Origin of the sequence: Pseudomonas sp. AL 58 (assembly GCF_036348395.1) — a bacterium.
Taxonomy (GTDB): Bacteria; Pseudomonadota; Gammaproteobacteria; order Pseudomonadales; family Pseudomonadaceae; genus Aquipseudomonas; species Aquipseudomonas defluvii.
On record NZ_JAZBQR010000006.1, the window covers coordinates 174,353 to 199,310 of the forward strand.

Here is a 24,958-nt window from a genome sequence, read left to right on the forward strand (position 1 = left end):
TCTCATTCAGGATTTCAGGTAGCCGTTGGCGGCCAGGAAACTTTCAGTGATACCGCTGCCCTTGGTCGACTCGGCGGCTTTGTCGCCGAGCAACAGACGCTCCAGGTAGCGGGCCAGCAGGTCGACCTCAAGGTTGACCCGACGACCAGCGCGGTAGTCGGCCATGATGGTTTCGGCCAGGGTGTGGGGCACGATTGTCAGCTCGAACTCGGCGCCATCGACGGCGTTCACCGTCAGGCTGGTGCCGTCGACGGTAATCGACCCCTTGTGCGCAACGTACTTGGCCAGTTCCTTTGGCGCACGAACACGGAACTGGATGGCGCGAGCGTTATCGCTACGCGATATGATTTCGCCGACACCGTCGACGTGGCCGCTGACCAGATGACCGCCCAATCGGGTGGTCGGCGTCAGGGCTTTTTCCAGGTTGACCCGGCTGCCGCTCTTGAGGTCGGAGAAGGCAGTGCAGTCCAGGGTTTCGCGGCTGACATCGGCCCAGAAGCCGTCGCCAGGCAGCTCGACTGCCGTCAGGCAGACACCATTCACCGCAATGCTGTCGCCAAGTTTCACATCGCCCAGGTCCAGCTTGCCGGTTTCGACATAAACCCGCACATCGCCACCTTTTGGGGTCAACGAGCGAATGCTGCCGATAGATTCGATAATGCCTGTGAACATGAGTCCTCCTCGAGAACAGGCCGCGCGTGGCGCAAGCCGAAAATTATACGCCGGACGTCGGCACAGGGATCGCGGTGACTCGCCAGTCATCGCCAACCGCTCGCATTTCAGTGATTTTCAGCGCCGGCGCCTCGCTCATGCGGGCAAGCGGCCAATCAAGCAGCGGCCTGGCGCTGGAGCCGAGGAACTTGCCGGCAATGAACAGTTGATACTCGTCTACCAGCCCTGACTGCGCAAATGCCCCCGCAAGCCCCGGGCCGGCCTCGACCAGCACCTCATTGACGCCTCGGGCAGCCAGCTCACGCAGCAATGCACGCAAGTCGACGCGCCCCTCCTGAGTGGGCAGTCGCAGCAGCTCCAGGCCCGCCTGAGCATAGCGCTCATCGTGTGCGGCGGCAGTCGCCACCAGCGCAGGACCGGCCTTATAAAACGCTGCCTCCAACGGCAGGCGCAAACGCCCATCGATCAACACCCGCAGCGGCGGGCGAGCCAGCGCCAATGCGGTATTTTCCGCATCCAGCCCCAGTTCTTCGCCACGCACAGTCATCCGGGCATTGTCCGCGATCACACTTTCAGCGCTGGTCAGCACCACACTGGAACGCGCACGCAAACGTTGAACGGCCGAGCGTGCGGCGGGGCCAGTAATCCACTGGCTCTCGCCACTGGCCATGGCGGTGCGGCCATCGAGACTCATCGCCAGTTTGACCCGCACATAAGGCAGGCCGTGCTCCATACGCTTGAGAAAGCCCGGGTTCAACGCGCGTGCCTCGGCCTCAAGCACCCCGCTGGACACCTCAATACCGGCATCGGCCAAGCGCTTCAGGCCTTGACCGGCAACCTGTGGATTGGGGTCCTGCATGGCCGCAACAACCCGCGCCACACCCGCGTTGACCAGCGCTTCGGCGCAAGGCGGTGTGCGGCCATGATGGCTGCACGGCTCAAGGGTGACATAGGCGCAGGCGCCACGGGCCAGTTCGCCCGCCTGGCGCAATGCATGAACCTCAGCATGCGGTTCACCGGCACGGACATGCCAGCCTTCACCCACCACCTGACCATCACGCACAATCACGCAGCCGACGCGAGGATTAGGGTGGGTTGAGTACAGCCCCTTGCGCGCCAGTTCCAGGGCGCGGGCCATGTAGTGAGCATCCAGCACAGCGCGTTCAGTGGGCATGATCACTCTTTAGCCGGCTCTCGGGCCAGACGGTCAATCTCTTCACGGAATTCATCGAGGTCCTGGAAGCGTCGGTAAACCGAGGCGAAACGGATGTAGGCGACTTCATCGAGCTTCTGCAGCTCGGCCATCACCAATTCGCCCACGACCAGCGACTTGACCTCACGCTCGCCGGTTGCCCGCAGCTTGTGCTTGATATGCGCCAGTGCCGCTTCCAGTCGCTCGACGCTGACCGGGCGCTTCTCCAGCGCACGTTGCATACCGGCGCGCAGCTTGTCTTCATCGAACGGCTGTCGGCTACCATCCTGCTTGATCAAGCGAGGCAGGACCAATTCGGCGGTTTCAAAGGTGGTAAATCGTTCACCGCAGGCGACGCATTCGCGCCGACGGCGCACTTGCTCACCCTCGGCGACCAGTCGCGAGTCGATGACTTTGGTGTCGTTGGCACCGCAGAAGGGACAGTGCATGGTGGCAGGCAACAAAAAAAGGGAGGGCCATGGTAGCGCATCTCACTGGCAAGACAAGCCAAAGGGTTTACCATCCAGTGAGGAAACGTCCTCAAGGAACCTCTTCATGCGCTTTCGAGCACTCATTCTGCTCAGTTTTGTCGGCCTGCTCGTCGCCTGCAGTAGCGATGCGCCCAAACAGACGCAGACAGAAACCTCCCCGACCACCGGCACCTTGCCTGCGGCCCCCGGCCCTCTGCCGGCCTATCAGCGCGAACTCAGCGGCACCCTGCTGGGCATACCGGCCAACGCCGATGTTGAGCTGGCGTTGCTGGTCATTGACGAACGCGGTCGTCCGCAGCGCTTGCTGGCCAGCAGCTCACTCGCAGGTAACGGTCAGGCACTGCCCTTTCATTTACGCTTCAACCCGGAAGCCTTCCCCAGTGGAGCACGTGTTGAACTGCGCGGTCGGGCCAGTCAGTCAGGGCAACTGATCCTGCACTTGCCGGCACTGCGGGTTACCCAGGCAACCACCCAGGCCACCGGGCCGCTGCGCTTTGAGAAGGCGCCATGACGGCAGCACCGTCATCACTGCAAGGGGCATTGAGTGGACTGCTCGGCGATGCGCGTCTTGTCGCCAGCCACCTGCCGGGCAGCGATCTGAAGCTCTGGCTGATCGATGCGGACAACATGGACCGCGCCTTCAGCCCCGAAGAGACCCGACGCATCCTCCATGAGCCGCCATATTGGAGCTTTTGCTGGGCCAGCGGCCTGGCCATGGCGCGCTATTTGTGCGAGCGACCGGAGTGGGTTGAGGGCAAGCGCGTGCTCGACTTCGGCGCAGGCTCTGGCGTTGCAGGTATTGCCGCGGCCAAGGCCGGCGCCCTTGAAGTGGTGGCCTGCGACCTCGACCCTCTGGCGCTGGACGCCTGCCGGGCCAATGCCGAACTGAACGGGGTGAACCTGAACTACTCCACGGACTTCTTTGCCGAAGCCGACCGCTTCGACCTGATTCTGGTCGCCGACGTGCTCTACGATCGGGCCAACCTGCCGCTGCTCGACGAATTCCTCAGCCGCGGCCGTGAAGCCTTGGTGGCCGACTCCCGCGTGCGCGACTTCAGCCACCCGTTGTATCAATCACTGGGCGTCCTCGAAGCCCTGACCCTGCCGGACCTGGCCGAGCCTCACGAATTCCGCCGGGTCAGCCTGTACCACGCCAGCCGACAGCCTTTATAGTGCTGCCATTCAAGGATTTGCGAGAGTCGCGATGAGTCAAGAAACGCCGTACATTTTCGACGCCAGCGCTGCCAACTTCGATCAGCTGGTGATCGCCAACTCCCATCACAAACCGGTGCTGGTGGATTTCTGGGCCGAATGGTGTGCGCCGTGCAAAGCGCTGATGCCGCTGCTTGCACAAATCACGGAGAGCTACCAAGGCGAGCTGCTGCTGGCCAAGGTCAACTGTGACATCGAACAGGATATCGTTGCACGCTTCGGTATCCGCAGCCTGCCGACCGTAGTGCTGTTCAAGGATGGTCAACCGGTTGATGGCTTCGCGGGTGCCCAGCCCGAGTCGGCAATCCGAGCGCTGCTCGAGCCTCATGTTCAAATGCCGCCGCCACCAGCCGCCGACCCTATGGTGCTGGCTCAGGCACTGTTTGCTGAAGGGCGCTTTGGTGAAGCCGAGACCACCCTCAAGGCACTGCTCACTGAAGACAACAGCAATGCCGGTGCACTGATTCTCTACGCCCGCTGCCTGGCAGAACGCGGTGAGCTGGGCGAAGCCCAGACCGTCCTCGATGCCGTGAAAAGCGATGAGCACAAGGCCGCACTGGCAGGCGCCAAAGCCCAGTTGACCTTCCTGAGGCAAGTGGTGGACTTGCCTGACGCCGCCACCCTCAAGACGCGCCTGGCGCAGAATGCAGAGGATGATGAAGCGCTTTACCAGCTGGCGATTCACCAACTGTCACGCCAGCAATACGAAGCGGCGCTAGAGGCACTGCTGAAACTGTTCGTGCGCAACCGTGGCTATGACGGTGGCCTGCCGCACAAGACATTGCTGCAGGTGTTCGACCTGCTCGGCAATGATCACCCGCTGGTGGGTACCTATCGACGCAAACTGTTTGCAGCGCTGTACTAAGCAGCCTATCGCCGGCGCCTGCACTCGCGGCAGGCGCCGGACGCTCATCCAAGCCAGCGATACACCGGCGCATCCGCCCCGCTTTCAACCTTCACCTGTGCACTGTGGCGCAAGCGCACCAGCAGTCGCTTGCCGGCCGCCGCACTGCCGGCAAGCGCAGCCAAGCCTTCCAACAACGCCGGCCCATTGAGCTGCCCGGCCTGACGCAACAAGGTCAGCGCCGCTTGCCACTGCACATCATCCGAACGCACGCTCGACACACTGGCTTCGGTAGGCGGAGTCGCGGGCAGAGCACGTTCCAGATGCCCACCCAACTGCGCCCACTCGGCCGGATCAAGCTCCAGTGTCAAGTCCACCGGCCAGTCACCAATATGTCCACGAATACGCACAGGCCTCTCCTTCAGATCATCCGATAGCCCATGCTCCCACGGCGACAGGCTGCCGCCAAGCACACTGGCAACTACTCGACAACTTGTTATAACATTGCGATTCAAGCCCCACCTCTACGGAGACCGTTCCATGCGCCGTCTGCTGCTCGCCTTGCCGTTTGCCCTGTTGCCACTCACGGCAGCACACGCCGAGAAAGACCATGATCATGCCCATGGCAGCCTTGACGCCCACGAGCATGGCGTGGCGCATCTCAATGTCGTGCTCGATGACAAGACACTTGAGCTGGAACTGGAAAGCCCGGCCATGAACCTGGTGGGCTTTGAGCATGCGGCCAACAGTGCGGCCGACAAGGCCAAGGTCGCGGCCGTCCGCAAACAACTGGAGCAGCCGTTGACGCTGTTTGGCTTGGCCAATGCGGCGCAGTGCACGGAAACCGACGAAGCCCTGGAAAGCCCATTGTTTGATGATGCGCCATCTGACGATGACGCCACCGATGATCACCACGCCGCCCACGAACACGAACACGAACACAGCGAGATCCGCGCCCATTACCAACTGACCTGTGAACAGCCAGGCAAACTGGCCAACCTGGATTTGGGCCCACTGTTCAAAGCCTTCCCCGCCACTCAGAAAATTACGGTGCAGTTGATCGGCCCCAATGGCCAGAAAGGCCTGGAAGCAACCCCGAACAAGGCCACGGTTGCGTTCTGAATGCGCCAGCCACTGATCGAGTTGACAGACCTGGCGTTCGCCTGGCCGGGCCATCCACCCTTGCTGGATATCCCGGCCTTCCATTTGGATGCGGGTGAATCGCTATTCCTCAAAGGCCCAAGTGGTAGCGGCAAAACCACCCTGCTCGGCCTGCTTGGCGGCGTGCAGCAACCTGACCGCGGCAGCATTCGCCTGCTCGGTCAGACGCTGAGCAGGCTCAAGCAAGGCGCTCGCGATCGCTTTCGCGTTGACCATACCGGCTACATCTTCCAGCAGTTCAACCTGCTGCCGTTTCTCTCGGTCCGCGAAAACGTCGAACTGCCCTGCCGTTTCTCCAAGGCTCGCGCAGCCAAGGCCTGTGAGCGCTACGGCAGTGTCGATCAGGCTGCTGCCAGCCTGCTGGCTCATCTGGGCCTGAAAGACCCCGCCCTGTTGATGCGTCGTGCCGACAGCCTGTCGATCGGCCAGCAGCAACGCGTCGCCGCAGCCCGCGCATTGATTGGCCAACCTGAGCTGGTGATTGCCGACGAGCCAACCTCGGCCCTCGATGCCGACAGTCGTGAGGCGTTTATCCGCCTGCTGTTCGCAGAGTGCAGAGCGGCCGGCTCCAGTTTGCTGTTTGTCAGCCATGACCAGAGCCTGGCGCCCTTGTTCGACCGCCACCTGTCGCTGCCAGAACTCAACCGCGCGGCCCGTCTGGCCAATGACCTGGAGGCCTGATGTACCTGCTACGCCTTGCACTGGCCAGCCTGGCCAATCGACGCTTCACCGCCTTCCTGACCGCCTTCGCCATTGCTTTGTCTGTATGCCTGCTGCTGGCAGTGGAACGCGTACGCACTGAAGCCCGTGCCAGCTTCGCCAGCACCATCAGCGGCACCGACCTGATCGTCGGCGCACGCTCCGGCTCGGTGAACCTGCTGCTGTATTCGGTGTTTCGCATTGGCAATGCCACCAACAACATTCGCTGGGACAGCTATGAGCATTACGCCAGCGACCCACGGGTGAAATGGGCGATTCCGATTTCCTTGGGTGACTCGCACCGTGGCTACCGCGTGATGGGCACTTCCGAGGCCTACTTTGAGCACTACCAGTACGGCCACAAGCAATCCTTGCAACTGGCTCAAGGCCGCGCCTTTGCCAATGACCCATTTGAAGTGGTACTGGGCGCCGAAGTCGCGCAGGCCCTGCATTACGCCCTGGGCGACAAGCTGGTACTGGCTCACGGCGTGGCGGCAATCAGTCTGGTCAAACATGACGACAAGCCGTTCACGGTGGTCGGTATTCTGCAGCGAACCGGCACACCGGTAGACCGCACACTGCACATCAGCCTGGGCGGCATGGAAGCGATCCACGTTGACTGGCACAACGGTGTTCCCGCGCGCGGGGCCGGCCGTGTCAGTGCCGATCAGGCACGCAACATGAACCTGACGCCCAGCGCCATTACCGCGTTCATGCTCGGCCTGAACAACAAAATCGCCACCTTTGCTCTGCAACGCGAGATCAACGAGTACCGCAATGAACCACTGCAGGCCATTCTGCCAGGCGTCGCCCTGCAGGAACTGTGGAGCCTGATGAGCACTGCCGAGCAGGCACTGTTCGTGGTATCCCTGTTCGTTGTACTGACCGGTCTGATAGGCATGCTGACCGCTATTCTCACCAGCCTGAACGAACGACGCCGGGAAATGGCCATACTGCGCTCGGTGGGTGCCCGCCCTTGGCACATCGCCGGCCTGCTGGTACTGGAAGCCTTTGCGTTGTCAGTTGCAGGCATACTCGCAGGCCTGTCCCTGCTTTACCTGGGTATCGCCCTGGCCCAAGGGTATGTGCAAGCCAACTATGGCCTGTACCTGCCACTGGCCTGGCCCAGCAGCCACGAATGGACATTGCTGGCAGTCATCCTGGGCGCCGCGCTATTGATGGGCAGCGTGCCCGCTTGGCGTGCCTATCGGCAGTCACTGGCGGACGGTCTGTCGATTCACTTATGAGACCGATACCCATGGCACGAGCCCTGTTCCTGTTGCTACTGGTTGCCACATCGCTGTGGGCGGGCGAACCCCGCACCCTGGAATGGCCACAGCTGATCCCTCCCGGCGCACCAGTAATCGAGCCGCAGATGGCTCCCTTGCATGACCTGTCACAACTGGGCAATGCGCTGGCGGCGGAGAGTGCCCCGGCAGCGCACCAGCAAGCACCGGATGCGCCGGTCGTCCAGGCGCTGGACGGTCAGCAGGTCAAGCTACCTGGCTACATCGTACCGCTGGAGGTCAACGAGGAGGGGCGTACGACTGAGTTCCTTCTGGTGCCTTACTACGGCGCGTGCATTCATGTGCCTCCGCCCCCGTCCAACCAGATCGTGCATGTGGTCAGTGAGCTCGGCATCAAGGTCGAGGAGCTTTACCAGCCGTACTGGATCGAAGGCCCGATGCGTGTCCAGTCGTCGAGCAGTGAGCTGGCTGAAGCGGGTTATCAGATGGACGCCGAGAAAATCTACGCCTATGAACTACAATAAGAGCCGCTCTGGAGCGCTATCGCGGTTTCATTGAGCTGAGTCAAATTCTCCCCGCTGCTGGCTCTTTACCATTGGCACATTACATTCTAAATGTCCTTTGGGAGCTTCCATGAACAAGTCCTTGCTTGGCGCCTCGCTGATTGCCCTGGCGCTTACAGCCCCTGTTGCCCACGCCCACAAGGCGGGTGAATTTATTATGCGTGCTGGCGCTATCACCACCGCTCCTAACGAAGACAGCGGCAACCTCAAGCTGGACGGCAACAAGGTTCCCGGCACCAAAGCGACGCTGGACAGCGATACCCAACTGGGCTTGACCTTCGCCTACATGCTGACCGACCACGTTGGCCTGGAACTGCTGGCAGCGACGCCATTCCAGCACACCGTTAGCGTCAAGGGCGCAGGCCTGGACGGCAAACTGGGCGACATCAAGCAACTGCCACCGACCCTGTCGCTGCAGTACTACCCGCTTGACGCGAGCTCCAAGTTCCAGCCGTATGCCGGTATCGGCCTGAACTACACCATGTTCTTCGATGAAGACCTGAGCAGCAACCGCAAGGCCCAGGGCTTCAGCAACCTGAAACTGAAGGACTCGGTGGGCCTGGCTGGCCAACTGGGCATGGACTACATGCTGACCGACAACTTCCTGGTCAACGCCGCGGTCTGGTATGTCGACATCGACACCGAGGCCAGCATCGATGGCCCGAGCTTGCTGAACGTAGGCAAGACCAAGGTCGACGTGGATGTCGATCCATGGGTTTACATGGTCGGTGTCGGCTACAAGTTCTAAGGCCTGGCCTTAATAAAAAAACGGCGATTAAATCGCCGTTTTTTTGTTTCAGCGCCCCAGAAGCCGGGCAAGGCCTTCGGCCATTGGCGTAGGTTCGGGAAAGCGGAAGCGCTGCAGCAGACGGGTATTGTCTGCACGCGAATGGCGGATATCGCCAGAACGCACAGGCCCATGACTGATCGCAGGCAAGCTGCCGACCACCGTTTTCAGGGCAGCCAACAGTTGGTTCAACGAGGTGGCCTGATTCAAGCCGACGTTCACTGCACCCTCTTCCACCTGATCCAGCGTCAGCGCCTGCAGCATCACACTCACCAGATCACCGACATAGACGAAGTCGCGGGTCTGCTCGCCATCACCAAACACAGTAATGGGCTGCCCGCTGAGCGCCCGCTCGCTGAAGATGCTGATCACGCCCGAATACGGCGATGAAGGGTCCTGGCGCGGACCGAAAATATTGAAGAAGCGAAACACTACGGGCTCCAGGCCATGCTGACGGCGGTAGAAGTCCAGGTAGTGTTCACTGGCCAACTTATCCACAGCATAAGGCGTGAGCGGCGCCTTGGGCGTCTCCTCACTGATCGATTCGCCTTCACCGTTGTTGCCATACACGGCTGCACTGGAAGCGAAGAGCACCCGACGAATGCCAGCCAGGCGCATAGCCTCACACACATTCAGCGTGCCGATGAAATTGCTCTGGTGAGTTTTCACCGGGTCTTCGACCGACGCTTGGACCGAGGCCACCGCTGCCAGGTGAACCACCGCCTGGCACCCTGCCGCCGCCTGGGCGACCAGCGCCGCGTCAGCGACATCGCCTTCGATCAGTTGCAGCTTGGGGTGCTGCAACTGCAGGTTGCTGCGCTTGCCGGTGGACAGGTCATCCAGCACCCGCACCGCGTAGCCGTTTGCCAACAGCGCGTCGCTCAAGTGAGAGCCGATGAAGCCTGCGCCGCCGGTAATCAGAATAGGTGCATCAGCCATGTCGGTAGAATCGATCCAGTAGTGTCGGCAGGCCAGCACGCCAGGCGCGCGGCTTGATACCGAAGGTGTGCAGAATTTTCTTGCAGGCCAGCACCGCGTGCTGTGGCTCTTCAGCCGCATCCGGGCGTGCCGCGTGCGCCTGTGCAGTCGGCGCTTCGACAGCAAGCTTGTGAAGCTGCGAGGCCTCACTGAGAATCGCCTGGCCTAGCGCGAGCGGCGTAGTCGCCTCATTGCCGGCGTAATGGTAAGTGCCCCACAGTGGGGCCGCGCAATCCAGCTGCTTGAGCACGGAGAGAATGACCCGTGCGGCATCATCGACCGGCGTCGGGTTTCCACGCCGGTCGTCCGCCAGCAGTAACTCCTGAGCCTGTTCGGCGCGCGTCAGGAAGCGCCCAAGAACGCCGTCCAGGCTTTCGTCGAGCAACCAGCCAAAGCGCAGCAGTACATGCTGCGGGCAGGTGGCGCGGACGCTCTGCTCGATCCGCCAGAGCGCTTGCCCGCGCAGGCCCAACGGCACTGGCTCGTCCTTCTCACTGTAGGCCGTGGCCCGAGAGCCATCGAACACGCGGTAGCTGGAAGGCTGTACCAGGATAATGCCGTGGTGCTGGCACAGCTCAGCCAGACGCTCTACCGAGCGCTCCTGCTGTGCCAGTCGTTGCTCGCTGACCGACTCGGCCTGAAACCAGTCGAAATAATAAGCCAGATTCACCAACGCATCGGGGCGGGTGTCATCCAGTAACTGGGTCAGGCTGGCAGCGTCCCACCCCTTATCCGGCGGACGCGGCGCCAGAAAGCCGATGTCTTCCTCGGCTCCAAGGCGAATCAGCGCTTGCCCGAGGGCACTTCCACCACCCAACAGCATCAGGCGCATTCGCATAGAGTCAGCAGGTCCGGTCAGAAATAGAGGAAAGCGGATATTTTGCGGCTTCCCGCAGGGGATGTCCAACCTGCAGGTTGGCGGAAGGCAGCGGGAGTCGAACCTGCCCGGGAACGGCTGCCGTCCCCAACCGGGTTTGAAGCCCGGCCGCGCCACCGGGCGCGATTGCCTTCCTTGTCATACGTCGCGGGGTACGTGGGCCAGCGCATTGTCCTTCCGGATGCGACGCTGGTCGCCGAGACGGCGGGTCAGGCCGACACGGTCGAAATACTCGAGAATCTGAATACTGCGTTTACGGCCGATCCCCAGCACATCGCGAAAACGCACCACCTGCACACTCAGGTCCTCGGCAGCCACCTGCATGAGCATAGCCGCCATTTGTCGCACTGTGGCGTCCGGGTAAAACAGGTCGCGCACCACCTGATGAACCTGCCCCAAGCGCGCAATCTTGCGTAACAGCAGCCGTACCGCAGCCTCCTCGCTGTGGGTTGCACGGGCCAGGTCACGCACCCAGGGCGGGTCGAAACCGGACGCCTGCACGTACGGCTGCAACTGCTCCCACAACGCCATGTCCGCGTCGCTCAGACGCGCCTGGTGTTCCGGCAGGTGCAACCAAGGCCCACTGCTGGCAAGTAACCCGGCGGCCAGCAGCTCCTCAATCAAGCTGATGAACACCGGGCGCTCCAACGGCAACGCCACGAAACGTCGCAAGCGGTCACGGTCAGGGCCTAGTTGATCCGGCTCCAGCGTATGAAACCGGGCCAATTGCACCAGCACCTCCTGCTTGAGCGCCTGCCAATGGGCTGTCGCGAACAACCGTGCGCCCTGGCGCGTGGCAACAACACTGACGTCCTCAGGTAAACGCCAACTGCTGCGCAGGCGATTGAACTGACGCTCCAGCTGTTGCGGGTCCAGCCCGGTCGCACCCTGCGCAAGCAGGGCCGGCAGCGCCTGCTCCAGGCTCTCGGCCTCGGCCAGCGCGTGCAACTGCGCCAGCCGCGCCGGGCTGCGACGCTGCCTGGCCGGGGCAAAGGGGTCCAGCACCTTACCGCCACCTAGGGTGCGCTGAGCGCGCTGGTCGCGCAGCACAAGGTGATCGCCATGCACGGCGTGCAATGGGGCGTTGAGCAGCAGTTGCGCGAACATGCGCCCACCAGGCGCCAGGTATTCCCCCTGCAACAGAGCGACCCTGGCAGTAACATCCTGGGTGCCAAGGTGCACATGCACCGAACTGAAATGCTCAAACTGGCGTGTTTCGCTGCCCAGCAACTGCAACTCGATATCCACACGCTGAGTCGTGGCATACAACCACTCGGCCAGTAGCCAATCACCTCGGTGAATCTGCTCGACCCCCAGGCGCTCGGCACTGATGTTCAAGGCCACCCGCTGCCCGGCCCATGCTTCGACTGCGGCCTGGTTCTGGGCATGCAGGCCACGCACGCGCACCGGTTTGCCGGCCCTGCCCAACAGCAACGTGTCACTCACCTGCACATGTCCGGCCAATGCCGTGCCGGTCACCACAATACCTGCGCCAGCGACGCTGAATGCGCGGTCGATGGCCAGGCGAAAACCTCCTGCACTGCTGCGCCGTTGAACGTCACGCTGCGCGTTCAACAGCGCCTGACGCAGTGCTTCGATACCGCTACCAGACACACTCGACACCACGAATTGAGCTGCGCCCGCATAAGTCCCTGGCGCCAGCAAGGTGCGCACCTCGCGCTGCACCTCCTGCACCCTGGCAGGCTCGACGCGGTCACACTTGCTGATGACCACCAGCGCCCTCGGGATACCCAGCAGCTCGACAATCGCCAGATGCTCAAGGGTCTGCGGCATCACCCCGTCGTCGGCCGCTACGACCAACAACACAAGGTCAATGCCGTGCGCCCCGGCGAGCATGTTGTGGATAAACCGCTCATGCCCAGGTACATCAATAAAACCGGTCTGTTCGGCCCCCGCCCGCAACGACGCATAGCGATACCCCAAGTCGATGGTGATACCGCGTTCGCGCTCCTCCCGGCGACGATCGCCTGCCTGCCCGGTCAATGCTTCCAGCAGCGCAGTCTTGCCATGATCGATATGCCCGGCCGTTCCGACAATCACCTTGCCATCGCTCCCGGCCGCAGTTGCGGCAACTGCTCAAGCCAGCCTGCTTCGTCATCTAACTGGCGCAGGTCCATCCACAGCGCATCGTCATCAATGCGCCCAAGCACGGGTATCGGCAAGGCGCGCAAGGCCGCCTCCAGCGCGAGCAAGTGACGCCCGCGCAAACGCTTGGACGCTTGTGCGCGCACACACAGGGCGGCGCTGGGCAAGCGGGCCACAGGCTGACTGCCACTGCCGATCATGCCGAGTGCGGGCTGCACACTGACCGCCCACAACTCACCCAGAGCGTGCGCCAGCACCGGTGCCAGGCGCTCGGCTTGCGCCAGAATGTCGGCCTGAGGGCGGGTCAGCAGGCGCAGGCTGGGCAAGCGCTCAGCCAGGCGCTCAGGGTTGCGGTACAAGCCCAGCACAGCTTCCAGTGCAGCGAGAGTCAACTTATCCACACGCAGGGCACGCTTGAGCGGGTTTTTCTTGATCCGTGCAATCAACGCCTTGCGGCCTACGATCAAGCCCGCCTGAGGCCCTCCCAGCAGTTTGTCGCCGCTGAAGGTGACGATATCGGCCCCGTCAGCCAAGGCCTGGCGAACCGTCGGCTCGGCGGGTAGCCCCCAGCGCGTCAGGTCCAGAAGGCTTCCACTGCCCAGGTCCTCCAACAGCGGCAGACCATGCCGGTGGGCCAGTTCCGCCAGCGCTTGGGTCGGTACCTGATGGGTGAACCCCTGGATGCTGTAATTGCTGCAATGTACGCGCATCAACAGGCCGCTGCGCGGGCCGATGGCGGCTTCATAGTCACGCGCATGCGTGCGGTTAGTTGTGCCCACTTCATGCAGTTTTACGCCAGCACGCGCCATGATGTCGGGTATCCGAAAGGCGCCACCGATCTCGATCAACTCACCGCGTGAGATGATCCCCTCCTTGCGCGCCCCCAGACTGTTGAGTGCCAGCAACACCGCTGCAGCATTGTTGTTCACCACCGTGACGGCTTCGGCACCGGTCAGCTCAAGGATCAGGTCCTCGATCAAGTCATCGCGGTCGCCGCGCTTGCCGCTCTCCAGGTCAAACTCCAGGTTCAGTGGATAGCGCGCAGCCTGCTGCACTGCATGAATGGCTTCTTCCGGCAGCAGTGCTCGCCCCAGGTTGGTGTGCAACACCGTACCGGTCAGGTTGAACACCCGACGCACCTGGCTTTGATGCTGCACCGCCAAACGCTCACCCACCCTGCCAGCCAGCACCTCGGGTATCAGCTCAATGGCCTCCAACTGCCCCAGCCGAGCGGGTTCTCGCAGGTCATCGAGTACGTGCCGTAGAACACTGAGTAACGCCTCGCGCCCATAGCGCTCCGCCAACGGCTGGCAGGCCGGACTACGCAACAGGCTATCGACGGAAGGAAGGCGCGCAGGCAGCGGGGCTAAACTGGAAGGCATCAAAGACTCTCCGGTCATCGCGCTCTCGACGTGCGGCAGCGGCCGACTCTGCCGACGAAGGGAGCCGGGAACCCTGAGTGTAGCCGCTGGGCTCAGTCCCCTCCTGGCGCCAGCAGCAGGTTCGGTGCCAGGCGCTGATACCCCTCCTGATCCAGACGCAAATCAAGGGCCAGGCTGGCTAGGTCGGCACTCAAGGCTTCCGCTTCGGCGTCATGCTCCAGATAGACCAGTTTCAAATAGCTGTTACACCCCGCACAGCACTCGGCACGCAGCGGTGCCTGCCCGGTAGGGTGGCGGTCATCCTCGAAGCTGTAGTAACGCAGCCCCTTGCTCTGTTCGCAGTAGATGCATTTCACCCGTACCACATGCCACTCGCAGGCACACAGGGAGCAGACCAGATAACGCAACCCATTGAATTTGCCCCGATGGCGAATCACCCCGGCCATGGCCGGCGAGCCACAGGCCGGGCATTGCCTGAGGGTATCACCGGGCCTGAGTAGATCTTCCGGCAAACTCAACAGCCAGTGGCTCCAGGCCACTTGCAACGCAGCACCGAGAAAGGGCACCAAGGCCGCCGGCAACCCAGCGTACTGCCCGCCGAGCAAGGCCAATGCCCACACCTTGCGCTGCCCGGGGCTGGCAGCGCGCAACTGTGCCAGTGCCGCACGCACAGGCTCCGAAGAGGCCTGATACTGCTGCAGCAATGCCTCCAGGTACGGCTGCCAATCGGCTTCGCGCACCAGGCTGTCTGCGGCCAGCGGTGGCAGACCGTGCTCAAGACACAGGCGAATGCGCTCAGGGTCTGGCGCGCAGATGCCCGGAGGCTGATCCAACAAGCCTTGCTGGAGCTGACAAAGGCTGGCAGCAAAGCGCAGATAATCAGCCAGTGGATGCCCTGCAGCCATGTGCTCAAGACGCACACGGCGCAGGTCAAACAGGTTCGCAGGAGGCAAATGGATGAACGGCGGGGCACTCGCTGCCGCCTCGATATGGCCCGGTTCAAGTATCCTGCTCAAGCCGTCACCCCTTCTTGCCGATGTGGCTGTCCGACCGATCTTCACCGGTCACGTCCCGAAACCATAGCCCATGGTGCTTTTTCGCCCAGGCACGGCTCACCCAGCCATGCACCATGGCACCGTTCGAGCCCTTGATCCAGATACCGGCATAGATATGCACGATGATGCTCAATACCAGCACGAATGCAGCCAATGCATGCAGCAGTGTCGCCAGACGAATACTGCCAATGCCGAAATACTGACTGAAGTAGGCACGCCAAATCACCACGCCGCTGAGCAGCAACACCAGCATGCAAAGCAGCAACGTCCAGAACAGTAGCTTCTGCCCGGCGTTGTACTTACCCACAGGCGGCACGCCCTGCTCTTCATTGCGCATCACCCGGTCGACCCGCCGGAGCCAGAGCCGATCATTCGCTGTGAGCATGTTCGCCCGCCAAAAACGTATTACCAACCCCAGGAACAACACAAACATCAGCACTCCCATAAAAGGGTGCAATATCCGCGTCCAGGGCCCGCCGCCAAACAGATGGCTGAGCCAGAACAATGCAGGATGAAACAGCGCCAGCCCGGACAACGCCGCCATGAAGAACAGAATGGCCACCGCCCAGTGGTTGCTGCGCTCATTCGCGGTGTAACGCAGGATCGGTTTGTCTTTCATGGCCGATCCTCCCCTTGTGCCCCGGGCTTGTTCGGATCGAAGACATGCACTGCCGGGTCAACCTCATGCACGCTGGGGTCCTTGCCAGCCGGATGCTCATCGTCCTCGATCCGCTGCGGGCCAATACGCACATAGTGGAAGAACCCCGCCAACACCGCCGCGCCCATGGCCAGCAACGCCAACGGCTTGCTCATGCCCTTCCACAAACCGACCAAGGGGCTGATCACCGGTTGATTCGGCAGGCCAGCGTAGAGCTGAGGCTGATCGGCATGGTGCAGCACGTACATCACATGAGTACCACCAACACCGTCTGGATCGTACAAGCCGGCCTGCTCGAAACCGCGCGACTTGAGATCGACGATGCGTTCGGCGGCATGCTCCTTCATGTCCGCCTTGCTACCAAAGACAATCGCACCGGTTGGGCAGGTTTTGACACAAGCCGGCTCCAGCCCGACGGCGACCCGATCCGAACACAGGGTGCACTTGTAGGCCTTGTGGTCCTTCTGTGAGATCCGCGGAATATTGAACGGGCAGCCCGTGATGCAATAACCACAGCCGATACAGTGATCCTGGTTGAAGTCGACGATGCCATTGGCGTGCTGGATGATCGCCCCCGGGCTAGGACAAGCCTTCAGGCACCCCGGATCGGCGCAGTGCATGCAACCGTCCTTGCGAATCAACCACTCCAGGTTACCCACCGTATTCTCATGCTCCGTGAAACGCATCAGGGTCCAGGTTTCGGCGCTCAAGTCCTGAGGGTTGTCATAGGTGCCGAGGCTATGCCCAACATCGTCACGCAACTCGTTCCATTCCGAGCACGCCACCTGGCAAGCCTTGCAGCCGATGCACTTGGACGTGTCGATCAGCTTCGCTACCTCCTCTTGCTGGCGCACCGAAGGCGGTAAGGTGGTGGTGGCTGAACGGGCAATAATGTCTTGGCTGGCCATCAGATTTTCTCCAGGTTGACCAGGAACGACTTGGATTCCGGGGTCTGGGTATTACCGTCACCGAGGTACGGCACCAAGGTATTGGTCAGGTAGCCGTGACGGGTGGCACCGGTGAAGCCCCAGTGCAAGGGAATGCCGATTTGATGCACGGTCTGGTTGTTGACCTGCAGTGGGCGGATCCGCTTGGTCACTACGGCCACCGCCTCGATATGCCCTCGCTTGCAGGTCACCCGAACCCGATCCCCTGCGACAATCCCCTTCTCCTTGGCCAGTGCTTCGCCAATTTCAACGAACTGCTCTGGCTGCGTCACAGCGTTGATCGGGCAATGTTTGGTCCAGAAATGGAAGTGCTCGGTCAACCGGTAGCTGGTGGCGGCATAGGGGAAGTCCTTGGCCTGCCCCAGCGAGTCCCAGACCGAATCGAACACGCGTCCGGCCGGGTTGCTGGTCGCCTGTTTGTTGCCCGGGTGCAGCGGGTTGATGCCAATTGGCGTCTCGAACGGTTCGTAATGCTCGGGGAACGGGCCTTCGGCCATCTTGTCCAGCGCGAAGAAGCGCGCTACTCCTTCGGGGTTCATGATGAACGGGTTCATCCCCGCCTCTGGAGCGACATCCGCTTTGTAGTCCGGCACGTCGGTACCGCCCCAGGTCTTGCCGTTCCACCAGACCAGTCGCTTGTTCGGTGCCCAGGGCTTGCCTTGCAGATCAGCCGAGGCCCGGTTGTACAGAATCCTTCGGTTCATCGGCCAGGCCCATGCCCACCCCAGGTTCTGCTTCATGCCATAAGGATCGCTGTTGTCACGCCGGGCCATCTGGTTGCCTTGCTCGGTCCAACTGCCGCAGAAGATCCAGCAGCCCGAGGCGGTGCTACCGTCGTCCCTGAGCTGAGGGAACCCAGACAGTTGTTGCCCCGCCTTGAACGCCATACCACTGGCGTCGGTGAAGTCGGCGGTGACATAGCCGTTGAACTCCTTGGCGATTTCTTCCGGCGACGGCTCATCCGCTACCTTGTAAGGCCAGTTGAGCTTGAGTATCGGTTCTGCCCAGGCCCCGCCCTCGCGCTGGTAGCGCTCGCGCAAACGCAGGAACAGTTCACTCATGATCTTCACGTCGGTGCGAGCCTGGCCCGGGCCTTCGGCACCCTTCCAGTGCCATTGCAGCCAGCGGCTGCTATTGACCAACGAGCCGTCCTCCTCTGCAAAGCAGGTGGTCGGCAGGCGGATGACCTCGGTCTGGATATTGGCGGTCTCAACGTCGTTGTACGGCCCCACATTGCGCCAGAACTCAGATGTCTCGGTGGCCAACGGGTCCATTACCACCAGCCATTTGAGCTTGGCCAGCGACGCCATTACACGGTTCTTGTCGGGCAGCGCAGCAATCGGGTTGAAGCCCTGGCAGAAGTAGCCATTAACCTGCCCCTTGGCCATCATGTCGAACATTTTCAGTACGTCGTAGCCAGGAACATCCAGCTTGGGCAGCCAGTCATAACCCCAGTGGTTTTCCGCTGTCGCGTTGGCTCCGTACCAGGCCTTCATCAAGCTGACATGGAACTTGCCGTAGTTCTGCCAATAAGACATCTGCCCGGGACGTAACGGCTTGAGCGCTCGCTTGGCGATGTAGGCGTCGTAATCCTGCTCGGCATCGGACGGCAGGGTCAGGTAGCCGGGCAACAGATTGGACAGCAGGCCCAAGTCCGTGAGCCCCTGGATATTGGAATGCCCACGCAAGGCGTTGACACCGCCGCCAGGCATACCGACGTTACCCAACAGCAACTGCACCATGGCCGCACTGCGAATGATCTGCGAGCCAATCGAGTGCTGTGTCCAGCCCAGGGCATAGAGAATCGTCATGGTTTTGCCCGGCTGCGAGCAGGTGGCGATCTCTTCCCAGATCTTGCGCATGCTGTCTTCCGGCATGCCGCAAATCTGGCTAGCCAAGGCCGGGGTATAACGGCTGTAGTGCTGCTTCATCAATTGGTAGACGCAACGTGGGTTCTGCAGCGTTGGGTCGACCTTGGCAAAGCCATCCTCACCGATCTCATAGCCCCAGCCGGACTTGTCGGTATAAGTGCGCTTGGCTGCGTCATAGCCTGAAAACAGCCCGTCCTCGAAAGCGAAGCCGGCTTTTACGATGAACGAAACATCGGTGTAGTTACGCACGTACTCGTGCTGAATCTTGTCCTCAGTCAACAGGTAATTGATCAACCCGCCCATGAAGGCAATATCACTGCCCGTGCGAATTGGAGCATAGTAATCCGCTACTGACGCAGTACGGGTGAACCGTGGATCGACCACGATCAAACGAGCCTGGTTGTGCGCCTTGGCTTCGGTCACCCACTTGAAGCCACACGGGTGGGCTTCAGCGGCATTACCGCCCATCACCAGAATCAGATTCGCGTTGGCGATATCGGTCCAGTGGTTGGTCATGGCTCCACGGCCATACGTCGGGGCAAGACTTGCCACCGTCGGGCCATGTCAGACACGTGCCTGGTTATCGAACCCCAGCATGCCGAAACTGCGAACGACCTTATGGGTCATGTAACCGGCTTCGTTGGACGAAGCGGACGCGGCGAGGAAACCCACCGTCAGCCAGCGGTTGACCGTCTGCCCCTGCGCATTCTTCTGCACAAAATTGGCGTCACGGTCGGCCTTCATCAGGTCGGTAATGCGATCCAGTGCATCATCCCAGGAGATTCGCGTCCACTCACTGCTGCCCGGCTTGCGCACCTGTGGGTACTGCAACCGGCTAGGGCTGTGGATAAAGTCGAGCAAGCCCGCGCCTTTCGGGCACAACGTGCCGCGATTGACCGGGTGATCGGCGTCGCCTTCGATATGGATGATGTTCTGCGCGACATTCTTGGCGGCATCGCCCTGGCTGTACATGATCAGGCCGCAGCCGACAGAACAGTAAGGGCAAGTGTTGCGGGTCTCGTGGGCGTGGGCCAGCTTGAAGTGGCGCACCTGCTCGGCGAAGGCCGGGGTCGGGGCCATTCCCAGCGCAGCCAAGCTTGAGCCTCCAAGGCCAATAGCGGCGACCTTGAAGAACTGACGACGGTTGAGGTCCATCGTGCACTCCTGATCAGGTTTGGGACGCCTGGAGCAATGCCAGGCATCTCTTGAACGATCACGGTGGCGACGTTATGGCCATCGCCAGTTGATACTTTAGTCAAGATTGCGCGGGATGGAGTAAAAACGGATCGTCGGGGGGCCTCGTGGCGAGATCAACCTGCATCCGTTAGCGATACTGGTCAACCCGCCCCCTCAGCGTGGTTTGAGTGACGCGCGGGTCGAAGTCGATATCCACAAGCACCATGAACAACTGATAGCAAATTGCCTTCAATCGTGATTGCTGAGGCGGTAGAACAGGGTATGCTGCATCCGCAAACATGGCACCTAAACATAAGTTCAATGCCACGTTAAATGGCGTTCAACAGGGTTTAACTGAAGCAGCGCGACACGATCTGGCACCTCATTAAGTTCAAGAACTAAACCCCACACGTTCTGAACAACACACAATAGCAAGGAGCATCAGCAATGGCATTGAACTATACGGACGCCTCAGGAAACGCATGGGCTGTGGACAACGCTGGAAATTTGACCAAGGCTACCAAATCAGGTACCTACGGCAATACGTTGGACGGTAGCAATATAGCGCTTTACATTGGTGGCTCAACGTCTTCTGCCTACTTGCCATGGTCCACAACAAGTAGTTCAGCCAGTACACAGACGGTCACCGCAACACACTCTACTTCTGGCATTACCATTACGCGCAGTACCTATATCGGCGATGGTTTTGTCCGCACACTGGAAGTCGTAAAAAATACAGGCGCTTCCGCCCAGTCGGTCAACCTTCAACTGGCTGACGACGTTTACTACGATAGCAACACTGTCATAACAGCCACCAGCAGCGGCGACACTGTACGCAATACTGCTGATGACTGGTTCGCCGTCGGCAACCGTACCAACAGCACCGCCACACAACTTGTCCATGTGGTTTCCGGAGGCGCTGGCTCGCCAAACGCCACGAGCGAGCAATACGGCAGCGCTGATCGGCCGCAGACCTCCTACAACATTACGTTGGCGGCTGGTGAAACCAAGGTGGTCATGCATTTTTATGCACTGGCCACCGATGCTGTTGGCGCAAAAGCGATTGGCAGTTCGCTCGCTGGCCTGACAAACAACACCTACCTAGCAGGCATGACCCCGACCGAACTGAACGGTCTTATCAACTTCACCCAGGATATTTCCAGCAGCGAAACCAAAACGCTTGCAGCGTATCAGGCCAACCTCACACTGACGGGTACTTCCGTCATCAACGGTACCGGCAACGAACGCGACAACATCATTACTGGGAACACTGCGGCTAACACGCTCACAGGCAATGGCGGTAACGACACCCTAATCGGCGGGGGCGGCAACGATACCCTGATCGGTGGCGCAGGCAGTGACACACTTGATGGGGGCGTGGCAAATGACAAAATGATGGGCGGTCTCGGTAATGACATTTATGTCGTCGATTCGGTCAGCGACACGATAACCGAGAACGCTAATGAAGGCATTGATACGGTCAAGAGCAGCGTCAATTTCAGTATTGCAACGCTGCAGAATGTCGAAAACATCACGCTGACCGGCACAGCGCTGAGTGCGACCGGTAATGTCAATGCCAATACATTGATCGGCAATGCGTCCAACAACACGCTAAACGGCGGGGATGGCAACGATATTCTCAACGGCGCGGGCGGCGTCGACACATTGAATGGCGGCAATGGTAATGATGTATACATCGTAGATACGACGACCGACAGCATCATTGATAGCGCGGGCACAGACCGCATTGAGTCCTCTGCCACGCTCAGCCTGGCCGCGTATGCAGCTATCGAAAACCTGACACTGACTGGGACTGCCGCCATCAATGGCACTGGCAACGCCCTTGCAAACACTATCGTGGGTAATGCCGCAGCCAACATCATTGATGGCGGTGCAGGTGCAGACATCATGATAGGGGGTGCAGGCAACGATACGTACATCGTACGTGACAGCGGCGATGTCATCACCGAAGGCAGTACGGGTGGTGCCGACACCGTGATAAGTCATCTGAATCACACGCTAGGGGCCTACCTGGAAAACCTGACCCTGGCGGGGGCAGCTGCAATCGGCACAGGCAATGCTGGAAACAACTCGCTCGTGGGCAACGCCAGCAACAATACCCTGAGCGGCCTTGCTGGCAACGACACACTCAATGGTGGAGGCGGAATTGACACACTCAATGGTGGTGACGGTGACGACCTCTATATTGTCGACACGGATACCGACATCATCATCGACACATCAGGTGTGGATACCGTGCAAAGCATGTCCAACTTTTCGCTGGTCACTCGCACGGCCATCGAAAACCTGAAACTGGTCGGCACCGGAACCATGAGCGGCACCGGCAATGCGTTGAATAATGAGATCTCCGCCAACGTCGGTAACAGCATTATCAATGGCGGTAGCGGTGAAGACACCGTCAACTACGCCAGCGCTATCGCGGGCGTCACGGTCACCGTCAATGGCACGAACCAGGTTACTGGCGGCTCAGGTACTGACACGCTGAGCAACATTGAAAACCTTTCTGGGAGCCAGCACAACGATCGCCTGACGGGTGATGGCAATGCCAATACCCTTCGTGGTGGCGACGGCAATGACATGCTGATTGGCGGCGCAGGCAATGACCAACTCTATGGTGATGCAGGCAATGATCGTTTGGTAGATGCTATCGGCGATGACACGCTGAGCGGTGGCGCGGGTGACGATACTTACGTTGTTGCCGGCAACGCTGGGTCGATTCTGATTGAAGACTCAATCGGCATTGACACACTGGATGCTTCGGGAGCCACAGGCGGTGTAACCATCGATCTGACGCCCGGAAGCACCAGCAATATTGATGGACGGATGGTGACGCTTGCCTCTGGAGGCACTGTAGACACAGCACTCGACGTACTATTCCTGCAAGACGCCTCTGGCTCGTTTAGCGATGACGTTACCAAGGTGAAAACGCTAGTACCACAAGTGGTGTCCGCACTGTCTGGAGTTCAAGCAGACAACCGCTTCGGTCTGGCCTCCTTCATCGACAAGGGCGAATACGTTTATCGCACTGATCTGGCGATGACCGCCAATCAAACCAGCCTGATCAACGCACTCAATACATTGACCATTGGAAACGGTGGTGACACTCCCGAGGCGCAAATTGAAGCCCTGATGCAAGCGGCTGTTCGTCAGACCGAACTGGGTTTTCGCACCGACTCTTTCCGCGTTGCGATCGTGATGACCGACGCCAACTATCACAAGGCAGGCGATTCATCCTACGTTGCCAATGATGGTGATGCCGTACTGGAGGTCGAAGACTACCCGACAGTTGAGCTACTCAAGACAAAGCTGCTGGCAAGTGGAATAGTGCCGGTATTTGCAGTCACTGCAGGTAACGAAACCTACTACAACGACCTTGTAAAGCAGTTGGGTTTCGGCACAGTCGTGACGCTGGCGACGGACAGTTCCAATCTGGTTGAGGCCGTGACCGATGGCATGAGTCAGATTACCGAGGCCCGGATCGAGAACGCCATAGGTAGTCTTTACAACGATACCTTGATCGGTAACGGACTCACCAATCGCCTGGAAGGCTTGGCTGGCAACGATACCTACTACGTTCAAGACAGCCGGGACGTCGTGGTTGAAGCCGTCGCGGGCGGAACCGACCTGGTCATCAGCACGGGTAGCTATACGCTCTCGGCCAACGTCGAAAACCTGACACTCACTGGCTCCGGACATATCGATGCCACTGGGAACGCACTGGACAACCAGCTCGTAGGCAATAGCGGAAACAACGTGATTTCCGGCGGAACGGGTGCCGACAGAATGCTGGGTGGACGTGGCAATGACACCTACATCGTTGATAGCGCAGGTGATCGCGTAATCGAGTACTCAGGCGCTGGTACCGATACCGTAACCAGCTCGGTCAGCTATGGACTGAGCGCCAACGTTGAGAACCTAGTCCTTACGGGCACAACGACTATCAACGGAACAGGCAATGAACTGGCCAACATACTGAGCGGCAACAGCGCCGCCAACGTGCTCAACGGCGGTGCCGGCAACGACACCCTTATCGGTGGTGCCGGCCAAGACTCACTCACTGGTGGCACTGGCAACGATACCTTCGACTTCAACTCGCTACAGGAGATGGGAATAACCAGCTCGACCGCTGATGTCATCACTGATTTTTTTCGAGGGCAGGACAAAATCGATCTGTCGACATTGGATGCCATAACCTACACAACCTACAGTAACGAGGCATTCTCGTTCATCGGCAATACAACTGCCTTTACTGCCGCCGGGCAACTGAGGCTGCAGGACAGTGTGCTGTACGGCAACACCGATACAGACAGCGACGCCGAGTTCGCCATCAAGCTCACAGGAGTGACGACCCTGGCGGCGACCGACTTCGTTCTGTGATCTAGCGCGTAAACGGTTACGACGATAGCCACCTCAGGTTGCTAACAACCCCGACAAGCCTTAGCGCTTATCGGGGTTTGTTTTTTGTGTGCGGGCGAGCTGCAACGTTTGCGTCAGGGCCCATCATGACGTGCTGGCGCCAGAGCGAAACCAGAAGCAACGCTGCGGGCATCAACTGCTGCTTTTAAATGTGGGATAGCGCGTAACTCGGCCCGGGGCTTAATACCATCATCTCAAAAAAATTTGGCCCACCAAACGCGCTGACCGATAGCGACTGCGGCCCAAGCATCAATATGAGAAGACCGACTACCAGAATCGCCCAACCTATAAAGCTCAAATAGTCGAAAGGATCACTGTAACGTTCATAATAATCATGATACGCCGATTCAAATCCCTCTACCCTTGCCTCTTCCGGCAACCTTTCCAGCAACACCGGGGTTGCTCTATGGTCTTCAACTGCCCTCCTGCCCTCCTGCCGGTAGCGCGGGGGAAACACCTCGGCCCGCAACCCAAACCGGGTACATCATGTAATAGGAAAAATCGCATAGCGCGCTCAGTGAAAAATTAACAGAGCATGCAATTAATGCCCGAGAAAAATTACTAAATAATAATTCTCAGAAGCCTCCTACACACAAAAAAGAA

At 60.1% G+C, this 24,958-nt stretch carries 21 protein-coding genes and 1 tRNA gene; 9 read left to right on the forward strand and 13 right to left on the reverse strand.

Going from position 1 to position 24,958, the window contains the following annotated elements; genetic code table 11:
- Positions 1 to 6 precede the first annotated feature (6 nt).
- From UIA24_RS10135 to nrdR, 3 genes are read right to left on the reverse strand one after another with little or no spacing between them, the layout of a single operon-like run.
- Positions 7 to 672: a riboflavin synthase gene (locus tag UIA24_RS10135; RefSeq protein ID WP_065759170.1), complete on the reverse strand. Its 666-nt coding sequence runs from the start codon at positions 670 to 672 to the stop codon at positions 7 to 9.
- Positions 673 to 715: 43 nt separating this feature from the next.
- Positions 716 to 1,846: a bifunctional diaminohydroxyphosphoribosylaminopyrimidine deaminase/5-amino-6-(5-phosphoribosylamino)uracil reductase RibD gene (gene ribD / locus UIA24_RS10140; RefSeq protein ID WP_330522789.1), complete on the reverse strand. Its 1,131-nt coding sequence runs from the start codon at positions 1,844 to 1,846 to the stop codon at positions 716 to 718.
- Between the two features lie 2 nt (positions 1,847 to 1,848).
- Positions 1,849 to 2,313 carry a transcriptional regulator NrdR gene (gene nrdR, locus UIA24_RS10145; RefSeq protein ID WP_065759210.1) on the reverse strand — a complete coding sequence of 155 codons (465 nt, stop codon included), beginning with the start codon at positions 2,311 to 2,313 and terminating at the stop codon, positions 1,849 to 1,851.
- Positions 2,314 to 2,419: 106 nt separating this feature from the next.
- Here nrdR and UIA24_RS10150 point away from each other — a divergent pair, with 106 nt between their 5' ends.
- The 3 genes from UIA24_RS10150 to trxA are packed head-to-tail and all read left to right on the forward strand — an operon-like array spanning position 2,420 to position 4,432.
- Entirely contained in the window at positions 2,420 to 2,866 is a 447-nt protein-coding gene (locus tag UIA24_RS10150; protein WP_102051706.1) for a YbaY family lipoprotein, read from the forward strand.
- Positions 2,863 to 3,528 carry a class I SAM-dependent methyltransferase gene (locus UIA24_RS10155; protein ID WP_330522790.1) on the forward strand — a complete coding sequence of 222 codons (666 nt, stop codon included), beginning with the start codon at positions 2,863 to 2,865 and terminating at the stop codon, positions 3,526 to 3,528. Before UIA24_RS10150 ends, UIA24_RS10155 begins: the two co-directional genes overlap by 4 nt.
- Positions 3,529 to 3,559: 31 nt before the next feature.
- Positions 3,560 to 4,432 carry a thioredoxin gene (gene trxA / locus UIA24_RS10160; RefSeq protein WP_330522791.1) on the forward strand — a complete coding sequence of 291 codons (873 nt, stop codon included), beginning with the start codon at positions 3,560 to 3,562 and terminating at the stop codon, positions 4,430 to 4,432.
- A gap of 44 nt (positions 4,433 to 4,476) precedes the next feature.
- Here the strand turns inward: trxA and UIA24_RS10165 are convergent, their stop codons facing one another.
- A complete protein-coding gene (locus tag UIA24_RS10165; protein ID WP_330522792.1) occupies positions 4,477 to 4,821 on the reverse strand; it encodes a hypothetical protein in 345 nt (114 codons plus the stop codon).
- A 130-nt stretch (positions 4,822 to 4,951) separates the two neighbouring features.
- Here UIA24_RS10165 and UIA24_RS10170 point away from each other — a divergent pair, with 130 nt between their 5' ends.
- The 5 genes from UIA24_RS10170 to UIA24_RS10190 all read left to right on the forward strand — a co-directional run bounded on the left by UIA24_RS10170 (position 4,952) and on the right by UIA24_RS10190 (position 8,829).
- Entirely contained in the window at positions 4,952 to 5,533 is a 582-nt protein-coding gene (locus tag UIA24_RS10170; RefSeq protein ID WP_330522793.1) for a DUF2796 domain-containing protein, read from the forward strand.
- Positions 5,534 to 6,253, forward strand: a complete 720-nt coding sequence (locus UIA24_RS10175; protein WP_330522794.1) for an ABC transporter ATP-binding protein — start codon at positions 5,534 to 5,536, stop codon at positions 6,251 to 6,253.
- A complete protein-coding gene (locus UIA24_RS10180; protein WP_330522796.1) occupies positions 6,253 to 7,518 on the forward strand; it encodes an ABC transporter permease in 1,266 nt (421 codons plus the stop codon). The genes UIA24_RS10175 and UIA24_RS10180 overlap by 1 nt, the downstream gene beginning before the upstream one ends.
- A gap of 11 nt (positions 7,519 to 7,529) precedes the next feature.
- Entirely contained in the window at positions 7,530 to 8,042 is a 513-nt protein-coding gene (locus UIA24_RS10185; RefSeq protein ID WP_330522797.1) for a DUF3299 domain-containing protein, read from the forward strand.
- Between the two features lie 109 nt (positions 8,043 to 8,151).
- Positions 8,152 to 8,829 (forward strand): OmpW/AlkL family protein, encoded by a 678-nt coding sequence (locus UIA24_RS10190; RefSeq protein ID WP_102051714.1) that lies wholly within the window; start codon positions 8,152 to 8,154, stop codon positions 8,827 to 8,829.
- Between the two features lie 48 nt (positions 8,830 to 8,877).
- Here the strand turns inward: UIA24_RS10190 and UIA24_RS10195 are convergent, their stop codons facing one another.
- The 9 genes from UIA24_RS10195 to fdnG form a co-directional block, all read right to left on the reverse strand.
- Positions 8,878 to 9,807, reverse strand: coding sequence for an NAD-dependent epimerase/dehydratase family protein (locus UIA24_RS10195; RefSeq protein ID WP_102051715.1), 930 nt, complete (start codon positions 9,805 to 9,807; stop codon positions 8,878 to 8,880).
- Positions 9,800 to 10,684 carry a sugar nucleotide-binding protein gene (locus UIA24_RS10200; protein ID WP_065759182.1) on the reverse strand — a complete coding sequence of 295 codons (885 nt, stop codon included), beginning with the start codon at positions 10,682 to 10,684 and terminating at the stop codon, positions 9,800 to 9,802. The genes UIA24_RS10195 and UIA24_RS10200 overlap by 8 nt, the downstream gene beginning before the upstream one ends.
- A gap of 78 nt (positions 10,685 to 10,762) precedes the next feature.
- A tRNA-Sec gene (locus UIA24_RS10205) sits at positions 10,763 to 10,858 on the reverse strand.
- 3 nt (positions 10,859 to 10,861) lie between these two features.
- A complete protein-coding gene (gene selB / locus UIA24_RS10210) occupies positions 10,862 to 12,784 on the reverse strand; it encodes a selenocysteine-specific translation elongation factor (protein WP_330522798.1) in 1,923 nt (640 codons plus the stop codon).
- Complete coding sequence (gene selA / locus UIA24_RS10215) at positions 12,781 to 14,211, reverse strand: L-seryl-tRNA(Sec) selenium transferase (protein ID WP_330522799.1); 1,431 nt, start codon at positions 14,209 to 14,211, stop codon at positions 12,781 to 12,783. Before selA ends, selB begins: the two co-directional genes overlap by 4 nt.
- A 92-nt stretch (positions 14,212 to 14,303) precedes the next feature.
- Positions 14,304 to 15,227, reverse strand: coding sequence for a formate dehydrogenase accessory protein FdhE (fdhE, locus tag UIA24_RS10220; RefSeq protein WP_330522800.1), 924 nt, complete (start codon positions 15,225 to 15,227; stop codon positions 14,304 to 14,306).
- 4 nt (positions 15,228 to 15,231) lie between these two features.
- Complete coding sequence (locus UIA24_RS10225) at positions 15,232 to 15,885, reverse strand: formate dehydrogenase subunit gamma (RefSeq protein WP_065759186.1); 654 nt, start codon at positions 15,883 to 15,885, stop codon at positions 15,232 to 15,234.
- Positions 15,882 to 16,832: a formate dehydrogenase subunit beta gene (gene fdxH / locus UIA24_RS10230; RefSeq protein ID WP_099775963.1), complete on the reverse strand. Its 951-nt coding sequence runs from the start codon at positions 16,830 to 16,832 to the stop codon at positions 15,882 to 15,884. The genes UIA24_RS10225 and fdxH overlap by 4 nt, the downstream gene beginning before the upstream one ends.
- On the reverse strand, positions 16,832 to 19,897 hold the full coding sequence (gene fdnG / locus UIA24_RS10235) for a formate dehydrogenase-N subunit alpha (protein ID WP_330522801.1): 3,066 nt from the start codon (positions 19,895 to 19,897) through the stop codon (positions 16,832 to 16,834). Before fdnG ends, fdxH begins: the two co-directional genes overlap by 1 nt.
- Positions 19,898 to 20,365: 468 nt before the next feature.
- Between fdnG and UIA24_RS10240 the strand changes: the two genes are divergently transcribed.
- On the forward strand, positions 20,366 to 24,316 hold the full coding sequence (locus UIA24_RS10240; RefSeq protein WP_330522802.1) for a M10 family metallopeptidase C-terminal domain-containing protein: 3,951 nt from the start codon (positions 20,366 to 20,368) through the stop codon (positions 24,314 to 24,316).
- Positions 24,317 to 24,958 lie beyond the last annotated feature (642 nt).